The organism is Methylobacterium sp. J-072, assembly GCF_022829425.1.
GTDB lineage: Bacteria > Pseudomonadota > Alphaproteobacteria > Rhizobiales > Beijerinckiaceae > Methylobacterium.
Genome location: NZ_JAKSYK010000034.1, coordinates 24464 through 50439 on the forward strand (window position 1 = coordinate 24464; position 25976 = coordinate 50439).

The 25976-nt window shown below is 65.7% G+C and carries 20 protein-coding genes; 15 read left to right on the forward strand and 5 right to left on the reverse strand.

Features of this window, described 5'->3' with window-relative positions; translation table 11 throughout:
• Positions 1-7: 7 nt before the first annotated feature.
• On the reverse strand, positions 8-718 hold the full coding sequence (locus MKK67_RS03060) for a GntR family transcriptional regulator (RefSeq protein ID WP_243962170.1): 711 nt from the start codon (positions 716-718) through the stop codon (positions 8-10).
• Positions 719-830: 112 nt separating this feature from the next.
• Here MKK67_RS03060 and MKK67_RS03065 point away from each other — a divergent pair, with 112 nt between their 5' ends.
• From MKK67_RS03065 to MKK67_RS03125, 13 genes are all read left to right on the forward strand, one after another.
• Positions 831-1889 carry a zinc-dependent alcohol dehydrogenase gene (locus tag MKK67_RS03065; RefSeq protein WP_243962171.1) on the forward strand — a complete coding sequence of 353 codons (1059 nt, stop codon included), beginning with the start codon at positions 831-833 and terminating at the stop codon, positions 1887-1889.
• Positions 1886-2902: an NAD(P)H-quinone oxidoreductase gene (locus tag MKK67_RS03070; protein WP_243962172.1), complete on the forward strand. Its 1017-nt coding sequence runs from the start codon at positions 1886-1888 to the stop codon at positions 2900-2902. The genes MKK67_RS03065 and MKK67_RS03070 overlap by 4 nt, the downstream gene beginning before the upstream one ends.
• Complete coding sequence (locus MKK67_RS03075) at positions 2902-4629, forward strand: acetolactate synthase catalytic subunit (protein WP_243962173.1); 1728 nt, start codon at positions 2902-2904, stop codon at positions 4627-4629. Before MKK67_RS03070 ends, MKK67_RS03075 begins: the two co-directional genes overlap by 1 nt.
• 67 nt (positions 4630-4696) lie before the next feature.
• Complete coding sequence (locus tag MKK67_RS03080) at positions 4697-5905, forward strand: ABC transporter substrate-binding protein (protein WP_243962174.1); 1209 nt, start codon at positions 4697-4699, stop codon at positions 5903-5905.
• A 21-nt stretch (positions 5906-5926) separates the two neighbouring features.
• On the forward strand, positions 5927-6814 hold the full coding sequence (locus MKK67_RS03085; protein WP_243962175.1) for a branched-chain amino acid ABC transporter permease: 888 nt from the start codon (positions 5927-5929) through the stop codon (positions 6812-6814).
• 10 nt (positions 6815-6824) lie between these two features.
• Entirely contained in the window at positions 6825-8630 is a 1806-nt protein-coding gene (locus MKK67_RS03090; RefSeq protein ID WP_243962176.1) for an ABC transporter permease subunit, read from the forward strand.
• A complete protein-coding gene (locus tag MKK67_RS03095; RefSeq protein WP_243962177.1) occupies positions 8617-9321 on the forward strand; it encodes an ABC transporter ATP-binding protein in 705 nt (234 codons plus the stop codon). The genes MKK67_RS03090 and MKK67_RS03095 overlap by 14 nt, the downstream gene beginning before the upstream one ends.
• 1 nt (position 9322) lies before the next feature.
• The gene (gene fabG / locus MKK67_RS03100; RefSeq protein ID WP_243962178.1) at positions 9323-10129 is read left to right on the forward strand and encodes a 3-oxoacyl-ACP reductase FabG; all 807 of its coding nucleotides are present in this window, start codon (positions 9323-9325) and stop codon (positions 10127-10129) included.
• 23 nt (positions 10130-10152) lie between these two features.
• Entirely contained in the window at positions 10153-10980 is an 828-nt protein-coding gene (locus tag MKK67_RS03105; RefSeq protein ID WP_243962179.1) for a shikimate dehydrogenase family protein, read from the forward strand.
• 10 nt (positions 10981-10990) lie between these two features.
• Positions 10991-12613, forward strand: a complete 1623-nt coding sequence (locus tag MKK67_RS03110) for a GMC family oxidoreductase (protein ID WP_243962180.1) — start codon at positions 10991-10993, stop codon at positions 12611-12613.
• Positions 12614-12846: 233 nt separating this feature from the next.
• Positions 12847-13131 carry a muconolactone Delta-isomerase gene (gene catC / locus MKK67_RS03115; RefSeq protein WP_243962181.1) on the forward strand — a complete coding sequence of 95 codons (285 nt, stop codon included), beginning with the start codon at positions 12847-12849 and terminating at the stop codon, positions 13129-13131.
• 13 nt (positions 13132-13144) lie between these two features.
• Positions 13145-13441 carry a YciI family protein gene (locus tag MKK67_RS03120; protein WP_243962182.1) on the forward strand — a complete coding sequence of 99 codons (297 nt, stop codon included), beginning with the start codon at positions 13145-13147 and terminating at the stop codon, positions 13439-13441.
• A 119-nt stretch (positions 13442-13560) separates the two neighbouring features.
• Positions 13561-14778 carry an ABC transporter substrate-binding protein gene (locus MKK67_RS03125; protein ID WP_279601407.1) on the forward strand — a complete coding sequence of 406 codons (1218 nt, stop codon included), beginning with the start codon at positions 13561-13563 and terminating at the stop codon, positions 14776-14778.
• A gap of 250 nt (positions 14779-15028) precedes the next feature.
• On the opposite strand, the gene MKK67_RS03130 is transcribed toward MKK67_RS03125, so the two are convergent.
• The 4 genes from MKK67_RS03130 to MKK67_RS03145 all read right to left on the reverse strand — a co-directional run bounded on the left by MKK67_RS03130 (position 15029) and on the right by MKK67_RS03145 (position 21117).
• The gene (locus MKK67_RS03130; protein ID WP_243962183.1) at positions 15029-16384 is read right to left on the reverse strand and encodes a peptidoglycan-binding protein; all 1356 of its coding nucleotides are present in this window, start codon (positions 16382-16384) and stop codon (positions 15029-15031) included.
• 295 nt (positions 16385-16679) lie between these two features.
• Entirely contained in the window at positions 16680-17960 is a 1281-nt protein-coding gene (locus MKK67_RS03135; RefSeq protein ID WP_243962184.1) for a cytochrome P450, read from the reverse strand.
• A 60-nt stretch (positions 17961-18020) separates the two neighbouring features.
• Positions 18021-19160, reverse strand: coding sequence for a helix-turn-helix transcriptional regulator (locus MKK67_RS03140; RefSeq protein WP_243962185.1), 1140 nt, complete (start codon positions 19158-19160; stop codon positions 18021-18023).
• A gap of 160 nt (positions 19161-19320) precedes the next feature.
• Positions 19321-21117 (reverse strand): di-heme-cytochrome C peroxidase, encoded by a 1797-nt coding sequence (locus MKK67_RS03145; RefSeq protein WP_243962186.1) that lies wholly within the window; start codon positions 21115-21117, stop codon positions 19321-19323.
• A gap of 398 nt (positions 21118-21515) precedes the next feature.
• Here MKK67_RS03145 and MKK67_RS03150 point away from each other — a divergent pair, with 398 nt between their 5' ends.
• Entirely contained in the window at positions 21516-24323 is a 2808-nt protein-coding gene (locus MKK67_RS03150) for a hypothetical protein (protein ID WP_243962187.1), read from the forward strand.
• Positions 24324-24623: 300 nt separating this feature from the next.
• The gene (locus MKK67_RS03155) at positions 24624-24848 is read left to right on the forward strand and encodes a DUF1127 domain-containing protein (protein WP_243962189.1); all 225 of its coding nucleotides are present in this window, start codon (positions 24624-24626) and stop codon (positions 24846-24848) included.
• The last annotated feature ends 1128 nt before the right edge of the window (positions 24849-25976 follow it).

The window sequence follows — 25976 nt, forward strand, 5'->3', positions numbered from 1 at the left end:
CCCCGGATCACCCCGCGGGAGACGCGCGGACATGGGCAAACAACCCGCTGCCACCGCGCTCGATATCCTCTCGGACCGCATCGCGCGCCGCGTCCGAGTCGCCCCGGCGCAAGGCGTCGATGATGCGCCGATGGGGATGGGGCTCCCAATCAGGGACACCGTCGTCATAGAGGTGCGAGAGGATCGGGCCGCATCGCACCCATAGCAGTTCGACGATCTCATACAGGATCGGCATCCCTCCGAGCCTGCACAGCGACAAGTGGAACTCGGTGTTGAGGTTCACGGCGCGCGCGAAGTCGCGGCTCGCATGGCACTGTGAGATCTGCGCGTGGATCGCTTCGAGAGCATCAATCTCCGCGACAGGTGAAGCGATGGCCGCGGCAGCCGCCCGTCCCTCGAGGTCTGTGCGGATCGCCCGGATCTCCAGGAGCTGATCCAGGGCCAGCCTGGGCACAACGACACTGCCGCGCGCATCGAGGGCCAGCGCCTTCTCGGAGACGAGTCTGAGCAGGGCCTCGCGCATGGGTGTCGCGCTGATGCCGAACCGGGCCGACATCGGGCGGAGACGCAATCGCGTGTCTGGTCGCAGCTGCCCGCGCATCAGCGCGACGCGAAGCTCGCGATAAGCGCGCTCGCTTAGGCTCTCCTTGACGATCGGACGGACCCAGTCCGGCAAGATTTCGCCGGTTTCGGGTTCTGACGCCGAAGCGCTTGACATATTCCGCCTCATTGCGCGATGTTTGTTATAACAAATTACATACTGCGTCGACGGCTCGCACCGCGTCGCGGGCTGCCGGGCCGCGAGGCCGAGCGGTAGACAGGGGACGGAAATGCTTGCGTTGCGCAAGGCGACGGCTGCCTTCGGGGCAGACCTCGTCCACGTCGATGCACCGCCCGGCCCGGGCGCGGGCCGCGTGACCATCGCGGTTGCCGCTGCTGGCATCTGCGGCAGCGACATCCACGCCTACGAGTGGACGCCGGGCTACGGCTTCATGACCGCCTTCATGCCGGTCACCCTCGGCCATGAGTTCGCCGGTACGGTCCGGGCTGTGGGAGACAGCGTGACGGCGCTCGCGGTGGGCGACCGGGTCACGTGCTGGCCCACGGTGGCGTGCGGGGACTGCGCGGCCTGCTCCGCCGACCGGCCGCAGGATTGCCAGGGCCGGCGGGTCGTCGGCCTGCACGCCGACGGGGCCTTTGCCCAACAGGTCGTCGTTCCGGCCGCGAATTGCCGCCGTCTCCCTGACGACGTGCCTCTGACCGTCGCGGCCTTGGCCGAGCCCCTGGCGGTGGCGGTCAACGCCGTCGACGTGGCGGAGGTGGGGCCTGGCGACCGAGTGGTGGTGCTCGGGCCGGGCCCGATCGGGCTCTGCATCGCCTTCGTGGCGCAGCTCCGGGGCGCGGCCGTATTGCTCGCCGGCCTCGACGACACCGCCCGCCTCGACCTCGCCCGCCGGATCGGCATCCGCGAGACCACAGATCTCACCGGCGGCAGCCTGGAAGCCGCTGTCCGGCATGCCTTTGGCGGGGAGGCCGACCGGGTGATCGAGGCGACGGGATCAGCCCGGTCGGTGGTCGAGGGGTTGGCCGTGCTGCGTTCGGGCGGCGTGCTGGTGGTGGCCGGAATCCACTCCGGATCCCTCGACCTCGATCTGACCGGCTTCGTTCGCAGCAAGAAGCAGCTTCGTGCGGCCCACGACACCACGGCGCGTGCCTTCGACGAGGCGATCCGCCTTCTCGCCGCCCATGCCGGGACGCTCGCGGCGCTGATCACGCATCGACGCCCCCTCGCCGAAGCCGGGGCGGCGTTCGATCTCGCGCGCAGTCGGCAGGCCATGAAGGTGCTGCTTCTTCCCGAAGCCGTTGCAACGCAGGGGGAGGGGGGATGAGCACCGGGATGCGAGCGGTCATCGCCGCGGGGCCGGGCGGTCCCGAAGTCCTCCGGATCGTCGAGCGACCTCGTCCGGAGCCGGGCCAGGGCCAAGTGCTCGTGCGCGTCGAGGCGGCGGGCATCAACCGGCCGGACGTGATGCAGCGCGAGGGCCGGTACCCACCGCCGCCCGGCGCCTCCGACGTGCTCGGGCTCGAACTCGCCGGCATCGTCGAGGCCCTCGGGCCCGGTGCCGGGCGCTTTCAGCCTGGAGACCGGGTGATGGCGCTGGTGCAGAGCGGCGCCTACGCCGAATGGGCCGTCGTCGACGAGGCCGTCGCGCTTCCCGTGCCGGAAGGCCTCCTGGCGGTCGAGGCGGGCGCAATCCCCGAGACCTATTTCACCGTGTGGAGCAACGTGTTCGAGCGCGCCCGGCTGCAGGCGGGCGAGAGCCTGCTGATCCACGGCGGTTCCTCGGGCATCGGCACGACCGCGATCCTGCTCGCGAAGGCGCGCGGCGCCAAGGTCCTCGTCACCGCGGGTTCGCCGGAGAAGTGCGCGGCCTGCCTGAGGCTCGGCGCGGATACCGCGATCGATTATCGGCAGGACGATTTCGTCGCCGCAGCCAGGGCGGCCACCGGCGGAAGCGGGCCCGACGTGATCCTCGACATGGTCGGCGGCCCGTACATCGCCCGCAATCTCGACGCCGTGGCGGTCGACGGGCGCATCGCGCAGATCGCCTTCCAGCAAGGCTCGCGCGTGACGGAGATCGACTTCCAGCCGCTCCTGATGAAGCGGGTGACGCTGACGGGCTCGACGCTGCGGGCCCGTCCGGTCGCCCTGAAGGCGCGCCTCGCCGATGCCCTCGCCGAGCACGTCCTGCCGTTGCTCGCGGCGGGGCGGGCGCGGCCGCCAATCGACTCCGTGTACCCGTTCGACCGGGTCGCCGAGGCCCATGCCCGCATGGATGCGGGCCAGCATATCGGGAAGATCGTCCTGGCGATGGGCGAGACCGTGCGAGGGAGCCGCTGATGTCCGAGATGTTCGAGCGCGCCAACATGACCGGCGCCCACGCCCTCGCCGCCGCGCTCCACCGGCACGGGGTCCGCGACGTGTTCGGCCAGAGCATCCCCTCGGCCCTGTTCCTGGCCGCGCCGCATCACGGCATCCGCCAGATCGGCTACCGCACCGAGAACGCCGGCGCCGCGATGGCCGATGCGTATGCGCGGATCTCCGGCCGCGTCGCGGTGGTCGCGGCCCAGAACGGCCCCGCCGCCACCCTGCTGGTGCCCGGGCTCGCGGAAGCCCTGAAGGCCTCTATTCCGGTCGTGGCGATCGTCCAGGACGTCCACCGCCGCTTCACCGACAGGAACGCCTTCCAGGAACTCGATCACCTCGCCCTGTTCGCGGGCGTCGCCAAATGGGTGCGCCGGGTCGCGGTCGCCGAGCGCATCGACGATTACGTCGACATGGCCTTCGCCGCCGCGGCCTCCGGGCGTCCGGGGCCGGCCGTGCTGCTGGTGCCCCTCGACCTGCTCGACGAGCGCCCCGACTTCGAGGCCGCCGCGCCCCGCCGTTCGGCCAGCCTCGGCACCTACCCCCTCGACCGCACGGTCGCCGATCCGGCCCGGATCGCGCAGGCCGCCGACCTGATCGCCGGAGCGCAGCGCCCGCTGTTGATCGCGGGTGGTGGCGTTCATTCCTCGGGTGCAGGCCCCGAACTGATCGCGCTCCAGGCACTCGGACTGCCGGTTGCCACCACGGTGATGGGCAAGGGCGCCGTCGCCGAGACCGACCCGCTCTCGATCGGCGTGGTCGGTTACTTCATGGCGCCACGGGGGCGCTCGTCCCATCTGCGCACGCTCGTCACGGAGGCCGATGTCGTCCTCCTGGTCGGCAACCGCACCAACCAGAACGGCACCGATAGCTGGTCGCTCTACCCGAAGGGGGCCCGATTCATCCATCTCGACGTGGACGGGGGCGAGGTCGGCCGCAACTACGAGTCCCTGCGCCTCGTCGGCGACGCCAAGCTGACGCTCGCCGCCCTCGCCGAGGCCCTTCGGCAGCGCGATCTGTCCGGGCTCGAGGGCCGCCGCGCGGCTCTCGAAGACACGATCGTCCGTGCCCGTGAGGCCCACGCCGACGACCTGGCCCGCCTCGTCGACATGGAGGCCACACCGATCCGGCCGGAGCGGATCATGGCCGAGATCGACGCGGTGACGACGCCCGAGACAATCGTCGTCGCCGACGCGAGCTACGCCTCGATCTGGATCGCCAACTTCCTCACTGCGCGGACGTCCGGCCAGCGCTTCCTGACACCGCGCGGCATCGCGGGCCTCGGCTGGGGCCTGCCCTTCGCCCTCGGCGCCAAGGCGGCGCGCCCGGAGGCGCCTGTGATCTGCGTGACCGGTGACGGCGGTTTCGGCCATGTCTGGTCGGAGCTGGAGACGGCGCGGCGCATGCGGCTTCCGGTCATCGTCGTCGTCTTGAACAATCAGATCCTCGGCTACCAGAAACACGCGGAGCTGAGCCTGTTCGGCGACTTCACTGACGTCTGCGATTTCGAGGCGGTGGACCATGCCGCGATCGCGCGGGCCTGCGGCTGCGCCGGAACGCGCGTGGAGCGCCCCGGGGATCTCGCGCCGGCGCTGCACGCCGCGCTCGCCAGCGGCGCCGTGACGGTGATCGACGTGATCACCGACCAGCGCGCCTACCCGCCGATCACCAGCTTCGAGGGCAACGACGCGCTCGCCTACTGACGCCGCCGACCGACCCGACGAGAAGGCGCGCGAAGCGCTGGGTCGACGACTGACACGGGAGGAAACGATGAGAGTTCTGGCGCGTGCACTCGCCGCCGCCCTCGCGCTGGGCGCCGCGGCCCAGGCGACGGCCCGGGCCGCCGACGTGACGTTCGGCGCGCTCTTCCCGTTCAGCGGGCAACTCGCGCTCCTGGGCGAGGAGAGCGCACGGGGCGTCGAGATCGCCGTCGACGAGATCAACGCCGCGGGTGGCGTCCAGGGGCAGAAGGTCGTGCTCGCCCGGGGCGACGCGGTCGACAACAACCAGGCGATCGGCGAGGCGCGCCGCCTCATCTCCCTGGAGCGGGTGGTGGCGATCTTCGGTTCCTATTCGTCGGCTCGCTCGATCGCCGCGAGCCAGGTGGCCGAGCTGTCGGGCATCCCGTATTTCGAGCTCGGCGCGGTGGCCGAGGAGGTGACCGGGCGCGGGCTGCAGTATCTCTACCGCACCAACCCGACGGCCGAGGACATGGCCAAGCTCGCGGTCGAGATGATCGTCAACAAGGTCGCGGCCGGGCTCGGCAAGAAGCCCGAGGACCTGAAGATCGGCATCATCTACGAGGATTCGAGCTACGGCACCTCGGTGGCGAGCTTCCAGAAGAAATATGCCGCCCAGGCCAAGCTCAACGTCGTGACCGCACAGGGCTATCCGGCCGCGACGGTCGACATGTCCTCGCTCGTCCTGGACCTGAAGGGACGCGGCATCGACGTCCTGCTCCAGACCTCCTACCAGAACGATTCCGTCCTGTTCCTCCAGCAGGCCAACGAGGCGGGCTTCAAGCCGGGCGCCATCATCGGCGGCGGCGGCGGATACTCGATGCAGCCCACTGCCGACGCGGTCGGGCACAAGGTCATCGAGGGCGTCCTCGACACCGATTTCACCCAGTACCTCGTCAACACGCAGTACACGCCGGGCCTCGAGACCTTCGTGGCGGCCTACCGGAAGAAATACGGCGCCGCGCCGCGCTCCGGGCATTCGCTCAACAACTACGTCGGCGCCAAGCTCATCCTCCAGGCCATCGACAAGGCGAAGGGCTTCGAGCCCGACACCATCGTCAAGGCGGCACAGGGCATCGACGTGAAGGACGGCGTCACCGCGGTCGGCTACGGGTTCAAGTTCGGCAAGAACAACCAGAACGAGCGCGCCGCGATGATGGGCATGCAGTGGCAGGGCGGCAAGCTCGTCACGGTCTATCCCGAGAGCGCCGCCGTCGCGCCGATGCAGACGCGCCGATAACCGCCGTCACGGAGATCGGGGATGGACGTCTTCCTCCAGGTGCTTGCCAACGGCGTGATGCTCGGCGGCCTGTTCGCCATCGTCAGCGTCGGGCTGACTCTGATCTTCGGCATCGTGAAGGTGGTCAACTTCGCCCACGGCGAGTTCCTGATGGTCGGGATGTACCTGACCTACCTTGCCGTGACCGGGCTCGGCCTCCACCCATTCGCCGCGGTGATCCTCGTCGTCCCCGTCCTGTTCCTTCTGGGCGCCCTGACCCAGCGGTTCCTGATCCAGCCGCTGCTCGCCGCGGGCGATCATCACATCCAGATCTTCGCCACGGTCGGCCTGTCGACGGTGCTGATCAACCTCGCCCTTCTCGTCTTCGGGGCCGACATCGCCAACACGCCGCCGTCGGGCCTGCGCCAGCCGCTGCAGATCGGGCCGGTGCGGGTGCTGCTCGGGCAGGTGGTGATCCTCGGCACGGCGATCCTGCTGGTGGCGGGGCTGCAGACCTTCCTGGCGCGGACGCGCACGGGACGGGCGATCCGGGCCGTGGCCCAGAACCGCGCCGCGGCCGAGCTGATGGGCATCGACGTGAACCGGATCTACGCCCTAACCTTTGGGATCGGTGCGGCCTGCGTCGGGGTGGCCGCGGTCCTGATCGCGCCGCTCTATCCGACCTCGCCCAACAGCGGCACCTACTTCGTGCTGATCGCCTTCGTGGTCGTCGTGCTCGGCGGCCTCGGCTCGATCCGCGGCGCTTTCGTCGGGGCGATCCTGATCGGCCTGATCGACAGCGTCACCGGCTTCTATGTCGGCGCCGACATGCGCGAGGTCGCTGTCTTCGGCGTGTTCCTGGCGATCCTGATCCTGAAGCCCTCGGGCCTCTTCGGGCGACAGCTTCGGCTGTCCCACGTCTCGCCGTGAAGGGGCCGCGATGACCGATATCCCGATCCCCGCGACACCGGTCCCCGTGCGCGCCGCGCTCCCGCGCCCGGGCGCCGTGGCGCTGGCCCTCGTTCTCGCGGCGCTCGTGGCCGTCCCGGTGGCGATCGGCAATCCGTTCGTCTACCACGTCTTCATCACGATCTGCGTCTTCGCGGCGCTCTCGACCGCCTGGAACATCGTCGGCGGCTATGCCGGCCAGCTCTCCCTCGGCCACGGCATCTTCTACGGGCTCGGCGCCTATTGCGGCATGCTGCTCGTCGGCGCCGGCATCAGCCCGTGGATCGGCATGGTGGCGGGCGCCGCGCTCGCCATGCTGGTGGCGCTCGCCATCAGCTATCCATGCTTCCGGCTGCACGGGCCGTTCTTCTCGCTGGCGACGATCGCCTTCCTCGAGGTCTTCCGCGTGCTGGCCCTGCATTTCCGGGACCTGACCGGGGGCGCCACCGGGCTGATGATCCCGCTGAAGTTCGGCTGGGCGTGGATGGTGTTCCGGGATCGCTGGCCGCCCTTGGCCATCGCCTTCGGGTTGCTGCTGCTGACGCTGGCGGTCGCGTGGTGGATGCGGACCCACCGGATCGGGTTCTACCTCGTTGCGACCCGCGAGCGGGAATCGGCCGCCCGCGCCGCGGGCGTGCCGACGGTGGGCATGCGGCTCGTGGCCGTGGCGGTGTCGGGGGCGCTGACCGCGATGGTCGGCACCTTCCACGCCATGTATCTGACCTTCATCGAGCCGGCGGCGGTGTTCTCGCTCACCCTGTCGATCCAGATCGCGATGTTCGCTCTGATCGGCGGGCTGGGCACGGTGTTCGGACCGCTGCTCGGCGCGCTCCTCCTCGTGCCGATCACCGAGCTCGCCCGAGGCTGGATCGGCGCGAAGGCGCTCGGGCTCCATGGGCTCGTCTACGGCCTCGTACTGGTGCTCGTCGTCCTGTTCCTGCCCAACGGCCTGATGGGGCTCGTCGCGCGCTTCAAACGGACGAAAACCGGCGTCCGCGGGGTACAAGCCGGTGCGGTCGCCGCCGCGCCGCGGGCGGCGGAGCGGCGGCCGGTCGGCGATGCCGTCATCCAGGTCGAGGGTCTGCAGAAGCGCTTCGGCGGCCTGCACGTGACCAACGATGTCGGCTTCACGCTCCGCGAGGGCGAGATTCTCGGCCTGATCGGTCCGAACGGGGCCGGCAAGACCACGGTCTTCAATATGATCTCGGGCTTCCTGAAGCCCGATGCCGGAACGGTGAGCGTCCGCGCGCCGGATGGGACCTGGCACAGACCGGGCCGACCGGCGGACTTCGCCGCCCTCGGCGTCGGCCGGACCTTTCAGATCGTGCAGCCCTTCGCGGCCATGACGGTCGAGGAGAACATCATGGTCGGCGCCTTCTACCGCCACCGCGACGTGCGCGAGGCGCGGGAGGTCGCGCGCGAGACCGCCGAGCGGATGGGGCTCGCGCCCTGGCTCCAAAGTGAGGCCCGCGGCCTCACCATCGGCGGCCTCAAGCGGCTCGAGGTCGCCCGCGTGATGGCGATGCGCCCGCGCGTGCTGCTCCTCGACGAGGTGATGGCCGGCATCAACCAGACCGATGTGCGCCGCGCCATCGACCTGATGCTGTCGATCCGCGATTCCGGCGTCAGCATCGTCGCCATCGAACACGTCATGCAGGCGGTGATGGCGCTCTCCGACCGGGTGATCGTCCTGAGTTCCGGGCAGATCATCGCCCAGGGCAGCCCGCAGGACGTCGTAAGGGATCCCGCCGTGATCGAGGCGTATCTCGGCAAGGAGTTCGTCCATGCTCACGCTTGAGTGCGTGGATGCCGGCTACGGCGCGACCAGCATCCTGCACGCCGTGTCGCTGGACGTGCGCGCCGGCGAGGTGGTGACCATCGTCGGCGCCAACGGCGCCGGCAAGACGACAACGCTGCGGACCATCGCCGGCCTGGTGAGGCCGACCCGCGGACGGATCCTGTTCGAGGACGAGGACGTCACACGGCTCTCGGGCCACGAGATGGTGGAGCGGGGCGTCACCCTGATCCCGGAGGGGCGTCAGCTCTTCCCCGAGATGACGGTGCGGGAGAACCTGCTGATGGGCGCCTACCGCCGCGCGGCGCGGGGGCGGCAGGCGGAGACGCTGGCGGAGGTGCTCGACCTGTTCCCGCGGGTGCGCGAGCGCCTCGACCAGAATGCCGGCTCCCTGTCGGGCGGCGAGCAGCAGATGGTGGCCATCGCCCGCGGGATGATGGCGCGCCCCAAGCTCCTGATGTTCGACGAGCCCTCGCTCGGCCTCGCGCCGATCGTGGTGGCGCAGGTCTTCGCGGTCGTCGACCGGATCGTGAAGACCGGCGCCACCGTGCTGATCGTCGAGCAGAACGTGTTCCACACGCTCCAGGTCGCCGATCGGGGCTACGTGCTGGAGAACGGCGAGATCGTGCTCGCCGACGTATCCGCGGCCCTGCTCGACAACGATCACGTGCGTCGCGCCTATCTGGGGATCTGAGATGACCGAGCGGGAGACGAACCCGAACGCGATCGCGCGGCGACCGAGCCATGCCGACCGGCGCGTCCTCGTCACGGGAGCCGGGCGCGGGATAGGCCGCGCGATCGCGGAGGGCTTCGGTGCGCGTGGTGCCCGGGTCGGCGTCGCCGACGTGAGCCCGGACGATGTGGTGGCGACGGTCGCGGCCATCGAGATTGCGGGCGGGCGCGCCCTGCCGATGCAACTCGATGTCGCCGATTATCCGGCGGTCGAGGCGGCTCTGTCCGAGGCCGCCGCCGCGCTGGACGGCGCGTTCGACACGGTGGTCAACAATGCCGGCATCTCGCCCAAGCACGACGGAGCGGCCCACCGCGTCTGGAAGATGGATCCGGCGGAATGGAACCGCGTCGTGGCGGTGAATCTGACGGGGGCGTTCAACACCGTCCGGGCGCTGACGCCGGCGATGTGTGCGGCCGGGCGCGGCTGGATCGTCAACCTGTCCTCGGTGGCGGGCAAGACCTACTCGCCGATCGTCGCCTGCCATTACGCGGCCTCGAAGGCGGGGCTGATCGGCCTCACCAAGCACCTCGCGGCCGAACTCGGCCCGTTCGGCATCCGCGTCAACGCGATCGCGCCGGGCCGGATCGAGACCCCGATGGTCCGGGCGGTGGGCCGCGCGGTCAACGACGAACAGGCTCGCCTGACGCCGATGGGCCGCCTCGGTATCCCTGAGGAGGTCGCGGACCTCGCCCTCTACCTGACCTCTGCGGAAGCCAGCTTCGTCACCGGCCAGACCGTCGACGTGGCCGGCGGCCTGTACATGACGTGAGCCGAGACAGGTCGAGGCAGGGCATGGAAGGGAGGGTGGCCATGGACGGGGCGATCACCGCGGCCGGGATCACCGGACGGACCCGGGTCTACGGGATCGTGGCGGACCCGATCTACCACGTGAAGGCGCCCGAGGTGATGGGTGCTCTCTTCGCCCGTCACGGGGTGGACGGCATCCTCGTCCCGCTCCACGTGACCGCGGACGGCTTGGCCGGAGTGATCGAGGGACTCCAGCATCTGCGCAATTTCGGCGGCTTCATCGCCACGGTGCCGCACAAGACGGCGATGACCGGCTTGTGCGACGCGCTCACCCGCGAGGCCGAGCAGATCGGGGCCGTGAACTGCGTCCGGCGCGAGGCGGACGGGCGCATGGTCGGCACGATGCTGGACGGCATCGGCTTCGTCGAGGCCCTGCGTGCTTCGGGCGTGGAGCCCCGTGGCCGGAGCGCGGCGCTCGCAGGGGCCGGCGGCGCGGCGAGCGCCATCGCCTTCGCGCTCGCGGAGGCGGGCGTCGCGCGCCTGACGATCCTGAACCGCACCGCCGACCGCGCGCAGGCGCTGGCGGAACGCCTGCGCGCCGCTTACCCCACCCTCGCCGTCGCGGCCGAGGGAGGCCAGGCGGACCATGACCTTCTCGTCAACGGCACATCGCTCGGGATGCGTCCGCAGGACGCCACCCCCTTCGATCTGACCGCCCTCCATGCCGGCCAGTTCGTCGCCGAGGCGATCATGGCGCCCGAGACGACGCCGCTGCTCGCCGCGGCGCAGGCTGCGGGCTGCCGCATCCAGAAGGGCCTGCCGATGCTGGAGCGCCAGATCGCCCTGATGGCCCGCCACATGGGCGCATTGTGAGGCTGGATCGTTGGGACGGATCGATATCGACGCCGCTGCGGCGGGTGACTTCGACTACGTGATCGTGGGCGGCGGCACGGCGGGCTGCGTGCTGGCCAACCGGCTGAGCGAATCCGGGACACACCGGGTGCTGCTCCTGGAGGCGGGGGGACGCGCGCGCAGCCCCTGGGTCTCGATCCCCGCCGGATTCAGCCGCATGCTCCAGCACCCGTCCTACAACTGGCGGTTCCAAACCGAACCGGAGGAGGCGACCGGAGGCCGGGTGATCGCGGTTCCGCGGGGCCGGGGCCTCGGCGGCTCGACGCTGATCAACGGCATGATCTACGTGCGCGGGCAGCCGCAGGATTACGATGCCTGGGCGCAGGCCGGGTGCCGCGGCTGGGGCTTCGCGGACGTGCTGCCCTACTTCCGCAGACTCGAGGATTATGACGGGCCGCCGGATCCGTTGCGCGCCCGCGGCGGACCGCTGCCCCTCACCGAAGTCGCCGAGCGGCCGGCGATCGCGGAAGCCCTCATCGCCGCCGCGCAGGCGGCCGGATATCCGCGCAATCCCGACTACAACGCGGAGAGACAGGACGGCTTCGGCTATTACCAGGTCAATCAGCGGCGCGGGCGGCGGATCAGCGCCGCCGACGCCTACCTGAGGCCTGCGCTGGGACGCGCGAACCTCGCCGTCGTGACGGACGCGCACGTCCTGCGGCTGACATTCGATCAGGATCGGGCGAGCGGCGTCGCCGCGCTGGTTGGCGGGCGCGAGCGGCTCTTCCGTTGCCGCGGGGAGGTGATCCTTGCCGCCGGGGCCGCCCAGACCCCGCAGATCCTGGAATTGTCCGGCCTCGGTGATCCGGCGATCCTCGCCGGGCTCGGCGTGACGGTGCGGCGCGCGCTCCCGGGCGTCGGCGCCAACTACATGGACCATTACTGCACGCGCATGAACTGGCGCGTGCGCCTGCCAGTGACGCTGAACGAGCAGACCCGCGGCCTCCGCCTCGGCCTCGCGGCGGCGCGCTACCTCGCCACCCGGCGAGGGATCCTCTCGCTCGGGACCGGCCTCGCCCACGGCTTCGTGCGTACGCGACCGGGGCTCGACGGGCCCGACGTGCAGTACTTCTTCATGCACGCGAGCTACGCCAATGCCGCCGAGCGCAAGCTCGATCGCCTGCCCGGCATGACGATCGGCGTCACGCAACTGCGGCCGGAGTCGCGCGGCACGATCCACGCCGCCTCGCCTGACCCGCTAATGCCCCCGGCGATCCGCCCGAACTTCCTCGCCACGGAGGAGGACCGCCGTGCGATGGTCGATGGGATGAAGATCGCCCGGTCCATCGTCGCGCAGGGGCCGATGGACCAGTTCCGCGGCGCCGAACTCAACCCGGGCCCGGACTGCCGGACGGATGCGGACTGGCTCGACTTCGCCCGCCGCGACGGTCAGACGATCTACCACATCTGCGGCACCTGCCGCATGGGTGGCGATCCCGAGTCGGTCACGGATCCGCAGCTGCGCGTACGCGGGGTGACAGGGCTTCGCGTGGCCGACGCCTCGGTCATGCCGCGCATCGTCTCCGGGAACACGCAGGCGGCGGTGTTCATGATCGCCGAGAAGGCTTCCAACCTGATCCGCGCCGATGCCTGATGCATGCCGTTCACCGATAACCCTCCAGGAGCAGCGGCGCGGTGCGGGTCGTACCGGCCCTGCTCAGGCACAAGGCGGCCCACAGCATCGGCCGTGTGGGGCACGAAGGTCCACGTCGGACTCGACGGCACCGCGGCGTTTTGAGTTTGATCTCGTCTATAGTCTATAGCGTTCACTGCAATGCGTCCGAGGTCGGAAGCGTTCGGAAGTCACGACGATAAAGGATCGGCGTCATGCTCTACATGGTCCACATGCAGGTCAACATCCCGGAAACTTTGCCCAAAGTGGAGGCGGATCGCCTGAAAGCCCAGGAAAAGGCCTATGCGCAAAAGCTGCAGCATGAAGGCACGTGGCGGCACCTTTGGCGCATCGCTGGGCAATATGCCAACTACAGCGTGTTCGACGCTGCCGGCAACGACGAGCTTCACGACATCCTGAGTTTGCTGCCACTCTATCCGTACATGTCGATCAGCGTCACGCCGCTGGCGCAGCATCCTTCAGCCATCGCAGCCAACTGACGGATCAACGCCCATGCCGTATATGATCGAAACGTTCGACAAGCCCGGAAGCCTCGACCTTCGCAAGGCCAATCGTGCGGAGCATCTCGTCTACCTCGACCGGATCAAGGACAGGCTCCTGGCCTGTGGCGCGAAGCTGAACGACGACGGGAGCGATGCCGGCGGCGGCCTGTACGTTGTCGATGTCGACACCCGCGCGGAAGCCGAGGCACTCATCCAGGCGGACCCGTTTCACAAGGTGGGCTTGTTCGACCGTGTCGAGATCAAGCGCTGGCGCAAGGCCTACCTCGACGGCCGAAGCTATCTTTGAACGGCAGAACGAATGTCTTCTGCCGTAAGCGGTCGCTGACCAGCGTCGCCTGGTTGCGCTGCCCGATCTCTTCAAAGTCGGGAGGTCGCATCGAGAGCAATATAATACGGGAGGATATAATGATCAGTCGTTCCTTGACAGCGGCCGTTGCGTTCGGCGCCGCCACCCTCACCGTCGTACCGGCATCCGCCCAATATGCCGATGGCGGCATCAAGATCGGCATTCTGACCGACATGTCCGGCGGTTATTCGGATCTCGCCGGCCGGGGATCCGTGACAGCTGCGCAACTCGCGGTGGAGGATTTTGGCCGGCCGATCGATGGCCGAAAGGTCGAGCTGATCTTCGCAGACCATCAAAACAAGGCGGACATCGCTTCTTCGATCGCGCGCCGTTGGTTCGATACAGAGGGCGTCGACGCGATCTTCGATACGAATTCCTCCGTTGCCGGTCTGGCCGTGCGCGAGGTCGCGCGCAGCAAGGGGAAGATCGACATCAACTCCGGTGCCGGCTCCATGGCACTGACCAACGCCGCCTGTTCGCCGACTGGTGCCCACTGGACCTGGGACACGTACTCCCTCGCCGCTGGAACGGCTTCGGCTCTGGCGGACGATCCGAAGAATACATGGTTCTTCATCACGGCCGACTACACCTTCGGGCACGACCTAGAGTCGCAGGTCACCCGCGTCGTCAAGGCCAAGGGCGGCACGGTGCTCGGATCGGTCAAGCACCCGTTCCCCAACCCCGACTTCTCGTCCTACCTGCTGCAGGCGCAGGCCTCGGGGGCGAAGATCATCGGCATGGCCAATGCCGGCGCCGATACGATCAACACGATCAAGCAGGCGAGCGAGTTCGGGATCCTGCAGGGCGGGCAGAGGCTGGGCGGTCTCAATATCTTCCTAACTGATATCTATTCCGTTGGACTGCCGGCCGCTCAAGGCATGATCCTGACGACGGGTTTCTACTGGGACATGGATGAGCAGACGCGCGCCTTCGCCCGGCGCTTCGGCGAGCGGATGGGCGGCCGGATGCCGACCATGGTGCAAGCCGGCGATTATTCGGCCGTGCTCCACTTCCTCAAGGCGGCCGAGGCCGCCGGGACCGATGACGGCCTGCGGGTCATGGCCAAGATGCGCGAACTGCCGATCCAGGACTTCTTCGCGCGGAACGCCAAGCTGCGCCCGGACGGACGCATGGTGCACGACATGTACCTCGCCCAAGTGAAAGCACCGTCAGAGTCGGCGGGGCCTTGGGATTTCTACAAGATCCTGAAGACCATTCCCGGCGAGCAGGCATTCCGGCCGCTCTCCGAAAGCACGTGCAAGTTGGTGAAGGGGTGATACGCACCTTCGTGCGGATATGAGCTGAACTGCAACAAGGAGGGTCGGTTTCTTCGGTTCTGACGCCCGAAGCCGTCCGTCTGCTTTCGGCCAAACCCAGTCGTCTGCTTCGCGCTAAGCTCTTTAGCCTCGACGGCGCCAGGGATTTGTTGGCGGCGGAAGCTTCAAACAGATGGAATGTCTGAGTTACGGCACATCGCTGGCCACTCAAGCTGAGGCGCGGTTGATCCGACTGAAAATACGCCGCGTGCTACGATGTCGGCCTAATTGCCCCCGCAGCCCATTTCTCGAATTTTCCGAGCACCCCCCATGCTGTAAGCCCTATAAAAATCGGCATTGTGTAAGGGCTGAGTCCGAAAGCCGGTGTGAGCTGTGCCAGAACTTGACCCAAACCTGTGCTAAGTGGAACCTGTGAGAGTATTTGCGTCACAACAGCGCCTGTGATGCCGATTGCCGACTTCTTGCCAGATAGCAGCTGTCCGATCGTCTCTCCGAGCGCGCCATTGACCTGTCCGAGTGCCGCGCCGTCAGGGCCCGCTGAAGCCAAGCCTGGGGTCGCCCGCGCGGTCGCAAATTGCGCCCCGTCGATCTGCCGACGCAAGGCTTGAAGGAGGTCGTCGAGCCGTGCTGCGACATCAATGGGCGGCGTGGCGGGCGCGACATTCGCTGACGAGATCACCATCGGATGCATCGAGACGGGTTGCGTCGTAGCAGCCGCTTTCATAGCGACGTGGCGCTCCAAGTCATCGATACGTGTCAGCACTGCATTGCCCGGCCCCGCCGGATGCAGCGCTTCTTGGATAGCGGCAATCGTGTGCGCATCTGAGAGGCCAGTATCGTCCAAGCCGCACCGCGCTTGAAATTTCGAAACGGCTGTCATGGTCCGCGGTCCGTTCCGGCCATCCTCGACGAGGCTCGGCACCGCACCGAGGCGATTGAGAGATTGCTGAACCCATAGCGTGCTGTCAGCGAGCTCGTCGTCGGGCTCACGTAACACATCGACCTTTATGGATCGCGGCGCCATGAGTTCAATAGATGCGTCGATGTCGATTAAGCTTTTCAAGATCACGGCGGTACCGATTTGTGTGTCGATCGCGTTCGGGTCGAACACGTGGTCACGCACAAACTTTCCACCGCGCGCGCTTGGTGGCCCATAGGCTGTCGATCCGCCCCAAAGATAAGGCGAATTTACCTCCTTGCCGTGGTAGCCGTAGCCGTTGAAGCCTTCGAGCCGATAGAGTGCTCGCGGAGTGCTCCAGTCGCTAACCCCAACCAAGCCCTCAAGACGCAGCGCGTCGATCGCCCCTTCAGCAAATGCCTGTGGTCCGGTGAAGGGGCCGCGCCCCTTTGGGACAATAGTGGTCCGTCGTTCAAGCGGCTGTCCATTACCGAGATAAGTATCAAAGTTAAAAGACGATTCTCGATAGTGGCAGAGCCCAATGAACCACCAGGGCACGCCCGTGCGCGACTCGATTTCCTGGTACCGTGACTTGCCACTAGCGAGTTGCTGCGCCAGTTTGCGCACTAATGCAAATTTCTCCGGCCGGATCTGAAGCGACGCCCAAATTTGCTCGTAATCGTCCTGAAAATCCTTGAGGGATGGCATGTTGATGCTCCGAGATTTGAGTTGACAAAGCTTTAACAGGGGTGATTAATTCGGCGGCTGCGGAATAGTAAAAATTTGGATGCAGCAGGTAGCGGGATGTAATAGTATTTATCTACTAATTTGGCTGTAAACGTGAGGGTTTACATGCACGTTGAGTTCCGGGCAGAAGAATGTTCAGCCAGAATTTGACCAAGTGAACCAAGCAACGTGACCGTCGGAACTCCGCTCGAAGGCTGCCTCGCCTCGTTCCGTCGGCGTGCTCGTGATCTAGGCGGTGTTTTATTCGTGCGGCCGGCTAAGCGAGCTTGGAGGTTTCTATCGACCTTCCATCATAGGAAATCCTGAACGCGGTCGGGAATGGCGTCCCCTCGTCCTCGACGGCGCCGTCGGCCCGCACGTCGTCTCGAAGGAGGATGCGACGAACGATTTCAGGAATCATTGCGCCAGCTACATAGCGGCCAAGGCATTCGTGATGACCCCTGCCGAAATGCAGGTAGGTTTGATCCGGGCGTGTGGGATCAAAGCGTTCCGGTTCGGGCACTCCATTCGGGTCGAACATTGCCGATAGGCTGAGGGGCAAGACGATCTTACCCTTCGCGATACCGGTCTCGTTAGCGCTGCCCCGACCGAGCACATGGTCGGTTTCCGCCTGGCGGAACATGAAGGCGACGATCGGCGCGAAGCGCAGCGCCTCCCATACGTAGCCGTCGAAGGCGGCAGGACCGGACCGGGCGGCCGTGCGCGCAGCCTCGTGGATCGCCGGCCGGCTCAGGAGTTCGGCGAGAGCGTTCACCACGGCCTCCGACGTCGTCTCGATGGCCCCGATGAGCAACCCACCGACATTGATGACGACGCGGTCCATACCGAAGCCGGTTGCCACCGGCAGATGCAACCGGAGCAGCCGAGTGAGAACATCGTCGGGCAGATCGGTGCCGGATTCGATGGCCGCGAGGCGCGCCGGGATGATCGATGCGAACGCCGCCCGCATTTCCCCACGTGCCAGATCCGCCGCTGCGTGAATCGCGTCTGCATCGGCTCGCTCGTCGAAGGGCAGGTTATTGAACTGGTCGAACTGGTTGGCGTATGACCAGCGCAGAAGGTCGGCATCGGATGCCGCGAACCCGAAAAAGCGCTGTACGATTCGCAAGGGCACCAAACGCGAGATCGACGCGACGACGTCGATGGTTCCGCCGCCTTCTTCTAGGGCTGTGTCGGTGATGTTGCCCGCCAAATCCCGGATAGCCGGGAGGTCGCGCCAGGACAGCACGGCGCGCATGACCGCCTTATCCCGGTAATTCACCTCCGTGCCGTCGAGCGCCAGCATGAACTCGCCCATCTTGGGCTTGTAGAGCGCGACGGAGAAGACCTGCGGCAAGGACAGGATTTCTTCGACCTCGGCGCGGCCGGCGACCAAGACAACCGCACCGCAATCCAGGGCGGTCCGTCGCGCACGCAACTGCGCGAAGAAGGGTTTCGGCGCGCGGGCGATCCATTCCCGGGCGAACTGCCAGCGCTTCGACACCGGCAGGGCCTCTAAGAATTCGAGGCAGGGTGTCTTGGGAGCGACGGTGCGCATGCGCGCCCTCCAGTTTACTTCGCGGTGAAACTCGAAGGTTCCGTCCCGATGCTCGGTGCGTCAGTTGAGGGAGACGTCCAATCCCTCACGCAGAAGCGCGACGAGTTCGCCCTGCCTATGCGTTTCAGTTTTGGCGAACAGAGCGCGCAATTGTGTGCGGGCGGTCGAGATCGCGATGCCACGGTCCTGGGCATGTGCGTTGAGGGACCGTCCCGAAGCCACTGCGTTGGCGAGAATCGACTCGGCGACAGTCAGCCCGAACAGTTTCTGCAACCGTGCAGCGTTACTTTCCTGGACCTTCTGTGTTCCGGTCCGGATCACGATCGCCAGTTCAGCCTTCACCCTTGACCCGGTACTCGCTGGCCGCTTCGACAGCGGGTGCAACGACACGCGATATAGGACGCCGCTTTCACCGCAGGTCACGGCGATGTGGTCTGCATGTGTGATTGCGACGTCACCGCTTGCAGCCGAGAGCGCCTCGCTGGCGGCGCGCGCTATTCGCCGTCCGGTTTGGCTATCCTTGAAGACGAGGCTGCCCTTAGCGAAAGACACGCCGGTGCGGGACTGTGCAAGCGCTTCGGCGGCGCGGTTGACGTGCGCCACGTGCAGGCGAGAGTCTGTGAGGATCACAGCGGCATCCAGCAGATCCAGGGCGGAAGCGAGATCGGACGTTCGCTCTGACGCCTGCCGCATCAGCGCGTACAACTCGAAGGCCCGGCGCAGATGCGGGACAAGCATTGCCAGGCGCCGCGCCTCGTCAGACCGGAAGGGTCCAGCCGCCTCGCCGCGCATGGCCGCGAGCGTGGCCATGACATCAGCTTCCTTGGCAAAGTAGGTGACGAGGCTGTGCTCGATCTCGAAGGGCTGCACGACTTCCTTGAACAGGGCGGTCTCCCGGAACCGCGCGGCATCGATCCCTTCCTCGGCTCGGATGACCTTGCCCTGGTTCGACAGGATGTAGGGGAGGCGCGGATCCTCGGTGGCATGCCGGTAGAGGAACTCGCGGTACCGCGACCGTTCGAAGCCGGACACCGCCCACATCGGCTTGCGGTTCCCCTCGAGGCTGAACACAGCAAGCTGACCGACACGCCCGCCGACGAACCCCGTCAGATCCTCTAGGAGAGCCGACCATTCTTCCGGTTGGCCGACACGGTCGTAGATTGACCCTACCAGATGCGAATACGCCTCGAGATCCTGCATGGCCACGCTCCACGATGAGTGCGGAATTCTGAGTGTCGTTAGATCTCCAACCTTCCGGTCAGATCCGATGAGCGCCGAAACCATTTATTCTATTGCGAGTGCAGTCGGACGACAATTCAATACTTCCACGATAGAAATCTACGCCGCATACCGCGCGCAATCAGAGGGTTCGCAAATACTCCAGGAGCTGCCGGCGCTGCACGTCGTCAAGTTGCCCCGTCCCGTAAGCAGGCCCTTCGTGGCCGGTATTGGCATTGCCCGGCAGCGCGGTGTCGAACAAGAATGGGCCAGTGTCGGACCTGAAGCCGATGCGGGCCTCATCCAGTTCGCGGCTGCCAACACGGAACGTCTTAGATCGTCGGGTTGAAGGGAGCAGAAGTTCGTGCAAATTCGGCACTGACCCATTATGCAAATACGGACCCGTCGCCCAAATACCATTGAGAGGACGTGCTTTATAAACCAGAAGATCGCGGTCTCTCCGCGCGTTGATGTATTCGGCAGCGAGACTCTTGCCGCCGGACGTCGAGAGATCGTTGAGCATTTCGTTGCGGGACGCGAGCGCGGCTGCACCTCGCTTGAGCAACCGGTCGAGGATAATGGTCTGGTCCGCCCCTATTCCCGACAGGTCCAGTCCGCGGTCAATCGGCGCCAGGATCGCGCCGGCGACGATCGCGGCCACGAGTTCGAGGCTGCTCGTCTCGGCGGCTAACGGGGGCGTCGTTGCCAGAAACGGCATTCGGACACCTTCCAGGATTCCGGTTCGCGCGCGCCGGGCCACAGCATTCGTTGCCATCTTCGGGTCAGTCCCGATCTCCGCCAGCGGCGTCAGGGTCACCTTCAGATTGCGGATCGCGTCAGTCGGGGCGATCGCGTGGCAGGACACGCAATACCTGTCGTAGTGAACCTTTCCTGCTGCAGCGTCCTGGTTCTGCGCCTCCGTGCGCGGCGCGATCCGGTCTGGCCAAGCCGGAGCTGTGAGGGCGCCCAATTGGTTCTCGATCCGCAGAAGGTTGACCCGGTCCACGGAGGTCTCGAACCAGAGCGGCGGCAGGGTCGGCTCACGGATGTCGACATGTGCGAACACCCCCAGCACCTCGCCGACATTCCTGCCCAGTCGCTCGACGGCGAGCCCGTTCGGGGCCGAGCCGTTCCACTGCACCCGGTCATGCCAAGACGTATCCCACAGGAAGGGGTAACTGACGGGTGCATCGGGTTGGGCGATGTTGTGCGGGTCGTGCAAATCGATGCCCGTCGCCCGATTGAAGATCATCCCGAAGGCATCCAGGCGTGCTGGTCCCCAAGGCACCGCGGTTCGGCTCGACTCGACGTAACGGGAGAAGTCCTCGGCAAACCGGGCCAGGCTCATACGTAGTCGGCGGCGGTCGGCCTCGGATGGACCTGCTTCCGGCGCCGACAGTTCCGGCGGGATTACGCGACGGGCGAAGCGTTCAAAACGCGCCGTATCGTCGGTTGTCAGGGCGACGGCTCGGCTGAGTTCCTCAATGAATGCGAACATGTCTGCATTTGCTGGGCCGCCATCGACCAAGATCGATTGCCCGCGCAATTCGACCACGTTCACGTGGCAGGCGGCGCAGGTCATGCCGATCCATTCGCCGCGATCGTCCACATCCTTCACGAAGCCGATGGGAAGCCCGCTGCGGATCGATCCGCGCTCCCCGTCATACGGGTTCGGCAGGTATCCGAAGCGGGTGAGCCCATCCTCGACGAAGAGCCTGTCGCCGTCCGGACGCTCCAGCGACATGAACCATGCATAGGGCATGATCTGCGAACCCTGGCTCGCACCGTAGAACCACGCTCGCTCCTGCGGATTCCAGGATTGCTGAAGAAACCGCGGACTCCCCTCCGGCTCTTGGGCCGCAGCCCGCAACCCGGCCTGCGTCGGGACCAGGATCATCGCCGTGAGCGCGACCACATGTGCGGCCTTGGAGCGGGTCACGATCGCACCTGGGACATGGTGGGCACCCTGTCTTCGCGAAACGTCTCACCAAATCTAATAAGCACCGATCCAGGCAGGCGCGTCCCTCAAATGGATGATGTTCGAATACAGATTTTCGGTGAAATTCCGGTGACCGGCAATGCTCGCCATCACCGGTGTGGCAATCACTCAAAGACGCAATTCTACCGCGACCAGCCCCACTTCAAGCATATGCTAAGCGGTGTCATATATCCGACCTATGCTATAATTGTGAATTTTATCTTTCAATATTTGCTATTATATCTTCGATATATTGCCATTTTACTTGATTATTTACTATGTCGATTGGAGCGAGGACACCTTTGTCCTGCGTCGGCTGAACTGCGAAGTCGGGCACCGCGCAGGCGGTGGGAGGAGCGATGAGCACAAGTATCGCAGAAACTCAGGCGGACGCCCCTCCACATCATCTGCCCGCGGTGACGACGGGCGGCGACGCGTGGTACCTGGAAACGAAGCAGGTGCTCCAAGAGGAAATGGACCATTTCTGCGGGCCGCCGCAGCCCGGCGATCAAACGCCCTGGCAGGCGCGGGCCGACCAAGCCCGGCTCGCCGGCCTGTGTCTGTCCGGCGGCGGTATCCGCAGCGCCACCTTCTGCCTCGGCGCCTTGCAGGCCTTGGCCAACCGGCGGATGCTCGGCGAATTCCACTACCTATCGACGGTATCGGGGGGCGGCTTCGCAGGCGGCTGGTTGCAGACGTTCATTCGTCAGTGCGGCGGCATAGCCGAGGCTGAACGCCAGCTCGGCGACTCGGGCAACGAGATCTTCGCCAAGCTGCGGCGATACACGAACTACCTGACCCCGGAAGTCGGGATTCTGTCGAGGGACACCTGGGCAGGCATCGTTCTCTACGTAAGAAACACCATTCTCAATTGGCTGCTCATCTTTCCACTATTGTTGTTCGTTCCCCTCGGATTGCTTGCCTACAGGACGGCACTCGAGGCTGCGAGCCGAAGTACGCTGTGGCTTCCCTTGGTGCTCGGCAGCGCGGCGCTGTTCGTTGCGACGTTCAGCGCCTGCACTCTTTTGCCGAGTCATCGGCCGCGGAAGGGCGAACTAACGGCGTACGCCTCCCCGACGTTGATCGCGGCCGGCATCATCGCGCCGACCTGCCTCTGGGCCCTTGCTCTGCCGTTCACGCTCCGCGCGCTGTTCGAGCAAGCGCTGCCGGTATCGCCCTTGTCATTGTACCAGCTGGGCGTCGGATATTTCACCGTGCAGGTCGCAGCCTATCTCAGCGGTTTGATATGGCAAACGTCGAAGGGCCATCCGGGCCTTTGGCTGTACGAGCGGAATGTCGGCCCCTGGCTCGCCAGCAGTCTTGTCTCGGCCACGCTGATCAGTATCTGCGCCGGCTTGAGCATCGATTGGCTGGTGGGCGACGCCGCCGCCAGCTTCGATGCCGGGCGGGCTCAGGTTTCACAAATCTTGACGGTCGCGGCCCCACCCGCGCTGATCGTCATCCACCTTCTCCAGAGTGTCATCTTCATCGGGTTCCGGAAGAGCGCGGAATGCGCCGACCTCGACCGCGAATGGGTCGCGCGGATCGACGGGCAACTCCTGCTGGCCGCGGTGGGTTGGGCAGGCCTGTGCCTGTGCTGCCTGATCTTATCTGCCGTCGCCCTCGGTCGCGACGACGCACAACTTCCTGGTCTGTTCAGTGCGTTGGGCGCCCTCGCTACCGGCCCGGCCGCCGCCGTCCTGGGCAAGCAGGTCTTCGCCCGCGCGCAGTCTCTGGCCGCCAAGGGGCGGATGGACGACCTCCTGATGATGGGCCTGAGCGCGATGGCGGCGGTCTTCGGGATCAGCCTATTCGCGCTGATGGGATGGTCCCTCGGCCGCTTTCTCGGCTACGTGCACGATGGATGGGGCGACTGCCTGCTGCCGCGCTGGACGCAACTTGGCATTAACGCAAGTGTCGATTGTGGCATCAATCCCTACGGAATGATCCTGATAATGGATCTGGTGGTGGCCGCGCTCCTAGGTGGCGCCGTCTGGCTGTTCGGCCGCGTCAACGTCAACCGCTTCTCGATGCACGGCGTCTACCGCAACCGCCTGACCCGGGGCTTTCTCGGCTCGGCGCGGACACGGCGTGACGCCGATCCCTTCACCGATTTCGACGAAGCAGACAGTCCGCGCATCGCCGAACTCGGGACGGAAAAGCGGCTGTTGCCCGTCGTCAATATGACGCTCAATCTCACGGACCTCCTACACACCGAGTGGGCGGAGCGAAAAGCCGCCTCGTTCACCGCGACACCCTTCGCCTGCGGCTCAGCGATCCTAGACCGCGCGGACATGGCGCGCGACATGCCTCGGACGGGTGGTCCGCGCGGGGCGTATATCCGGACATCGGAATATGCCGGTATGGAAACCCGGGGCGACAGAGTCAGCGCCGGCAAAGGGCCCCTGCTCGGTGGGCTCCTGACGATCTCCGGTGCGGCAGTCAGCCCGAACTGGGGCTATCATTCGTCGCGCATGATCGCCTTCCTGATGACGCTCTTCAACGTTCGGCTCGGGGCCTGGCTACCCAACCCCGCGGTCGCACGCCGGGATGACCTGAAGCTCGCCAAGCCGGCCAACTCCGTGCTCGCGCTCCTGAGCGAACTCGGCGGCCGCAGCACCGATGTGCGACAGGCAATTTATCTGTCAGATGGCGGCCATTTCGATAATCTCGGCGTCTACGAGATGCTGCGGCGGCGATGTGCGCGGATCGTGGTGATCGATGCGGGTCAGGACGAGAAATGCACTTTCTTCGATCTCGGCAATGTAATCCGCAAGGCGGAGGTCGACGGATTGGCGAAAGTCCAGATGGGCGAGATGCGGATTCGTTCCCGCTCGACGATCGAGCGTGAGGGCAAACGTGCCGGTGCCATGGGCTATGCGCGAGGTACGATCACCTATCCAGGCGCCCGTGACGCGGCATCTCTAATATACATCAAGCCAAGCTTTCTCAAGGATATCCCCGCCGAGGTCCGCGCCTATGGCACCACCAGCACAGCTTTCCCGCATGAAAGTACGGCCAATCAGTGGTTTTCGGAAAGCCAGTTCGAAAGTTACCGGGCTCTGGGCTTCCATCAGATCAGTAAAATGTTCGGCTCGCAGCTCACGAATTTGTCTGAGTGGGCGACTTATCTTGACAACGAAATTACTCGCCGACCCCCCGAATAGCAGGCGGTACGGCCCGTACAATCGCATTTGGAATCCGAGCTGGAATCTCGCGTGTGATCTCAATGCTGTGCCACGTGCATAGTTCTCGATTCGCGCTCGAATTTGATGTCGATGCAGTTTGAAAGTTGCTGTTGGCGCTTACGATGGGTGTTCGAAACCCCAAGCCAATCCAAAACAGATCATAGCTGGACCGCCATATCGTTCAAATGAGCGATGCGCGTACATCAGGATACAGCAATCATACTTGTCGCCGATATGTGCCTGGAGGCTCGTATTTGGGCTGGCGGAGGGCGGACCATGATGTTTTCGATCGTAAGGTCTTTTCAGAAAAAGCGTGCAGCCGCGAGAAACTACAGAATTCTTTCGGCCATGGATGACGATATGCTGCGCGATGTCGGCCTGGATCGACGTACGCTGCAAACGTTCTGCGAGAACGGCTGCTCGCATGAGGTTCCGCAGGTGAGTTGGTCAGACTCGTCTCTGACAGGCCTCAGACCTCGACCGTTAAAGACAGCGCTCGGCTGATCTATATGCCATGACTCGCGATCGCGTGTCTGAAGCTTTTTAGCTCGGTAGGAGCACCCGACCGACCTCGACTTTGGCCGTTGGGAGAGTCTTGAGCGGGTGACGTTACGGAGCATGCGTGAGGCTAGTTTGGTGGCGTCCCTACCAAGAGGTGCTACCAAGAGACGCCGCCATGCCGCTTCCACCCACCCGCTCCGCCGCGATCATCCCGGCGTTCGCGCCGCTATTCGTCCATCACTCCTGGCACCATGCGTAGGCGCCGTCGATCGGTGCGATCCTCACCTCTGCTCGTCGTACGATGGCCAGCCTCCTGCGGGTGATGAGCCGTGCGCAGGAGCGGTGGTTCTTCAACGCCCACCGCATCTTCAACTGGGCCGCCGGGTACCCGCGCACCGGTAGCCCCATCCCGCTCGGACTGCCGTTACACCCTCGGCGCGGTGCTCGCTCGGGATCTCGCCTGCTCGAAGGGCGTCGCGCCGATGAGGATCCTCCGGCCGATCAGGGACTGATTGAACCCCGGAACGCCTGCTTGATGCTGCCCCGGCATTTGTACGGATCGCCCAATGGGTGCTCGCCTCGGGTCTCCATCCTGACGTCAAGAACGTCCGCTCTCGAGCAGGCTCAAGCGAGTGAGGAGCGACCGGGACACGTCGGTAGGGCCTGTCCGCTTTTCCGGCCGACCTTCTCCAAAGCCGACATGCCGCTTCCGGCCAGATCCCGCCGTTGCAGATAGCCTGTATGAAGGTCCGTGATGGGTGGTTTGCAGCTGGTCCGGTACGGGGCAGCGATGCATGGAAGCAGACATCGTTGCCGGGTCTGCTCACGACACACTGCAGAAGCCGGGAACGTCCCCTTGCGGGTCCTTCGGCGAGGCAGTGACCTACGGTCGGAAGGGGTGGATTTGCGGTGGTCCGCTTCCGGGCAAGGGATCCTCAAAGTTTAATTCGCCGAATGGAGCGTTCTGAGCGATATCCACCTGTCCGCTCACTAAGAGCCTGTTTGAGCGCCTCTGCCGGCCGTCCCCATCTGTCTCGTGTAGCAACACAAATTCCGCCTGGCGGGGCGGGGTGGAGAGCAGATGTGGACGGACCGACATCGGACGCGTCACGAGGCGCGTCTGAAGAACAT

Coding starts and splice junctions, on each gene's coding strand:
- MKK67_RS03060 (WP_243962170.1), bottom strand. CDS start 718: ATGTCAAGCGCTTCGGCGTCAGAACCCGAAACCGGCGAAATCTTGCCG.
- MKK67_RS03065 (WP_243962171.1), top strand. CDS start 831: ATGCTTGCGTTGCGCAAGGCGACGGCTGCCTTCGGGGCAGACCTCGTC.
- MKK67_RS03070 (WP_243962172.1), top strand. CDS start 1,886: ATGAGCACCGGGATGCGAGCGGTCATCGCCGCGGGGCCGGGCGGTCCC.
- MKK67_RS03075 (WP_243962173.1), top strand. CDS start 2,902: ATGTCCGAGATGTTCGAGCGCGCCAACATGACCGGCGCCCACGCCCTC.
- MKK67_RS03080 (WP_243962174.1), top strand. CDS start 4,697: ATGAGAGTTCTGGCGCGTGCACTCGCCGCCGCCCTCGCGCTGGGCGCC.
- MKK67_RS03085 (WP_243962175.1), top strand. CDS start 5,927: ATGGACGTCTTCCTCCAGGTGCTTGCCAACGGCGTGATGCTCGGCGGC.
- MKK67_RS03090 (WP_243962176.1), top strand. CDS start 6,825: ATGACCGATATCCCGATCCCCGCGACACCGGTCCCCGTGCGCGCCGCG.
- MKK67_RS03095 (WP_243962177.1), top strand. CDS start 8,617: ATGCTCACGCTTGAGTGCGTGGATGCCGGCTACGGCGCGACCAGCATC.
- fabG (WP_243962178.1), top strand. CDS start 9,323: ATGACCGAGCGGGAGACGAACCCGAACGCGATCGCGCGGCGACCGAGC.
- MKK67_RS03105 (WP_243962179.1), top strand. CDS start 10,153: ATGGAAGGGAGGGTGGCCATGGACGGGGCGATCACCGCGGCCGGGATC.
- catC (WP_243962181.1), top strand. CDS start 12,847: ATGCTCTACATGGTCCACATGCAGGTCAACATCCCGGAAACTTTGCCC.
- MKK67_RS03120 (WP_243962182.1), top strand. CDS start 13,145: ATGCCGTATATGATCGAAACGTTCGACAAGCCCGGAAGCCTCGACCTT.
- MKK67_RS03125 (WP_279601407.1), top strand. CDS start 13,561: ATGATCAGTCGTTCCTTGACAGCGGCCGTTGCGTTCGGCGCCGCCACC.
- MKK67_RS03130 (WP_243962183.1), bottom strand. CDS start 16,384: ATGCCATCCCTCAAGGATTTTCAGGACGATTACGAGCAAATTTGGGCG.
- MKK67_RS03135 (WP_243962184.1), bottom strand. CDS start 17,960: ATGCGCACCGTCGCTCCCAAGACACCCTGCCTCGAATTCTTAGAGGCC.
- MKK67_RS03140 (WP_243962185.1), bottom strand. CDS start 19,160: ATGCAGGATCTCGAGGCGTATTCGCATCTGGTAGGGTCAATCTACGAC.
- MKK67_RS03150 (WP_243962187.1), top strand. CDS start 21,516: ATGAGCACAAGTATCGCAGAAACTCAGGCGGACGCCCCTCCACATCAT.
- MKK67_RS03155 (WP_243962189.1), top strand. CDS start 24,624: ATGTTTTCGATCGTAAGGTCTTTTCAGAAAAAGCGTGCAGCCGCGAGA.